This window comes from Streptomyces himastatinicus ATCC 53653 (assembly GCF_000158915.1).
GTDB lineage: Bacteria > Actinomycetota > Actinomycetes > Streptomycetales > Streptomycetaceae > Streptomyces > Streptomyces himastatinicus.
The window spans coordinates 2,741,624-2,744,468 of record NZ_GG657754.1 but is presented as its reverse complement, the minus strand read 5'-3'; the positions used below and the strand labels follow the sequence as shown (position 1 = coordinate 2,744,468).

Below are 2,845 nucleotides of genomic sequence, written 5' to 3'. Positions count from 1 at the left end.
GGCCGCTGCCTCCGCGGCACCTCCGGCCCCTCGGACCCGGTGCGCGGGGTGGTGAACCCCGAGGCGGGTCAGTGGTTCCCCGACCAGGCCCTGGAACTCGTACGCTTCGCCCGCCCCTCGGTCACCCCCTGACCCCACCCGCCACGGTGTGGCGGCGGCCCGTCGGACACGAGCCGCCGCCCACCCGGTGTCATCCCGCCGGGTTGTGCCGCACCAGCGTGTCGACCAGGCCGGAGGTGGTGTTCGGGAAGTCCATCGGAACGATGCCGAGCCCCGTCCACCCTTGGTTGCCCGCGGCCTCCAGCAGGGTCTTGACCTGCGGGTTGAGCCGGTCCGCGTTGGACCGGGGCGGGAGGAGCGCGGCGGTGCTGACGTAGTTCATGTACAGCTTGCCGGGCTGCGCCACCGCCTTGCGGAACTGCGCCTCGATCTTGGGGTACTTGCCGAACGGCTCCGCCATGTAGTCGTCCTGGATGTCGAACAGCTGCGGATCCGCGTACCGCACGCCCGGCATGTTGCCGGAGTCGGAGAGCAGCACGACCCGGCCGCGGGCCTGACCCAGGGTCGGGAGGGTGGTGTCGAGGCGGAAGAGGGAGCGCCAGCCCTTGTCGTCGAGGTAGAGGTCGAAGATCCGGCGGAACTCGGCGGCGCTCTCCTCCGAGTACTCCTGCTTGACGCGCATCAGCACGGTCTCGGACGGATGCGCGGAGAGGAAGGCACGGCATGCGCCGAGCACATCGTCGAAGTTGAGGTGCTGGTAGAAGGCGCCGTGGTGGATCGGGAAGGCGTTGTCGAACGCGCGGCAGCGGATGTCCAGGAAACGGATGCCGCTGGTGAGCTGGTCGGCGATGGTGGTGTTCTGGCACTCGGTCCACGGCCCGCCGTAGCGGGCCCCGGAGTCGTGCGTTCCGGGGAGGGTCAGCCGCTGTACGGGCGTGGCGTCGGCGATGCCGGAAAGCCAGTCCTGCGCGGCCAGCAGCTGGTTCGGCGCCGCGGTGGCGACCCCGCCTAACGCCGAGACCACCCCGGCGGTGGACAGCGCGGCCGCGCCCTTGAGAAACCCTCGCCGATCCATACGCATACTCCCGTCGCTCACCCGTTCGTACCGTGCGCACGGCATCGAAGCACAAACGAGCCCCGGGGAGAACGGCGGAACGACGAATAGGGGTTGGGGTCATCCCGTACGCGCGATCAGAGCCAGTCGCGCCGCTTGAAGATGACGTACAGGCTGACGCACACCACCGCCATCAGCAGCAGCGCGAAGGGGTAGCCCAGCACCCAGTGCAGCTCCGGCATGTGGGTGAAGTTCATGCCGTAGATGGTGCCGACCAGGGTCGGGGCGAAGAGGATGGCCGCCCATGCGGAGATCTTCTTGACCTCCTCGTTCTGCTCGAAGCCCGCCTCGGCCAGCGCCCTCATCTCGGCGTTCTGCTGCTGGGTGACCAGGGTGGCGTTGACCGCGAGGATGTCGGTGAGGGCCGAGCGGAAGCCGTCCACGCGCTCGCTGGTGTGGGTGACGTGGTCGGCGACGTCCCGCAGATAGCGCTGGAGCTCCTCGTCGGTGCCGTACTTGTCGAAACCGGCCATCAGCCCGCGCAGCATCCCCACCAGCGGGCGGGTGGCGCGCTGGAACTCGACCATTTCGCGGGAGAGTTCGTAGATGCGGCGCGACACCGCGGGGTCGCCGCGGAAGACCTCGGTCTCGATCTCGTCGATGTCGTTCTGCACACCCGACACGACCGGCGCGTAGCCGTCCACCGCCGCGTCCAGGATGGCGTACAGCACGGCCTCCGGGCCGAGGGCCAGCAGCTCCGGGGTCGACTCCATCCGGGCGCGCACCGCGGACAGGTCCGGGGCGGCGCCGTGCCGGACGGTGATGAGGAAGTCGGGGCCGACGAAGACGTGCAGCTCGCCGAAGTCCACCTCCTCGACCGCGTCGAGGTAGCGGGCCGCGCGCAGCACGACGAAGAGCGTCTCGCCGTAGCGCTCCAGCTTGGGCCGCTGATGCGCCTCCATCGCGTCCTCGATGGCGAGCTTGTGCAGGTCGAATTCCTCGGCGAGGGAGAGCAGCTCCGCCTCGGTCGGCCGGTACAGCCCGATCCACGCCATCGCGCCCGGCTCCTCGCGCAGCCGACGGTAGGTGGCGGCCAGGCCGTCGGGCGTGCCGACGCGGCGGCCGTCGCGGTAGACGGCCGCGTCCACCACGCTCCGCTCGTCGGCGACCGCGGTGCCGTCGACCGCGACGGGCGCGGGCTCGGCGGGCGACCGGCCCGCGGCCCCGGCCCCCGAGCGCGGGCCGTGGCCCGCCCCGCGCTCCGCCGCGGACCGCAGCCAGGGGTACTTCTTCAGCGGGCGCGGGTGGTGGGAACGGCGCTCGGACATGAGGGGTCCTTTACGGGTAGCTGGCGCCGAGTGGCCGGCGCTGGGCGGGGCATCCGGACACCGCCGCCCGGGGCGCCGGGCCGCGCTGCGCTCAGCGTGGCCGGGCCGGGGTGGCGGCTCGCGGCATGCGACTGGGAGGTTCGCTGGTCATCACGTGGACCGACCACCTCCTTTGTCACGGTCCCCTCGGTGCGGGCACGCGGACCACTGGCCTCAGTGCAGGATATCCCCGGATATGCCCAGGCCGCGGCCGGGGCGGCGGCGCCCCGGGACCGTCTGGCACCGCCTGGCACCGCCGTGCTGAGCGGCGGGTACCCGCGCCTGGCGAGCCAACGACTGTTTGCCTACGATTGTTGGCATGAACGATCCCGGGCGACGCCTCCCCTCCGGATGCGAACCCGTCCCGGACCCGGCGGACGCCCGGGCGTGTGGCCCGGCGGACGCCCCAGTGTGCGACCCGGCG

The 2,845-nt window shown here is 71.7% G+C and carries 2 protein-coding genes; both read right to left on the bottom strand.

Going from position 1 to position 2,845, the window contains the following annotated elements; genetic code table 11:
* Positions 1-190: 190 nt before the first annotated feature.
* On the bottom strand, positions 191-1,075 hold the full coding sequence (locus SSOG_RS10990) for a phosphatidylinositol-specific phospholipase C (protein WP_039937188.1): 885 nt from the start codon (positions 1,073-1,075) through the stop codon (positions 191-193).
* 116 nt (positions 1,076-1,191) lie between these two features.
* Positions 1,192-2,382, bottom strand: a complete 1,191-nt coding sequence (locus SSOG_RS10985) for a magnesium and cobalt transport protein CorA (protein WP_039937186.1) — start codon at positions 2,380-2,382, stop codon at positions 1,192-1,194.
* Between the last annotated feature and the right edge of the window lie 463 nt (positions 2,383-2,845).

What these genes read in the sequence shown, in the direction of transcription:
- SSOG_RS10990 (WP_039937188.1), bottom strand. Translation starts at nt 1,075, where the DNA reads ATGGATCGGCGAGGGTTTCTCAAGGGCGCGGCCGCGCTGTCCACCGCC.
- SSOG_RS10985 (WP_039937186.1), bottom strand. Translation starts at nt 2,382, where the DNA reads ATGTCCGAGCGCCGTTCCCACCACCCGCGCCCGCTGAAGAAGTACCCC.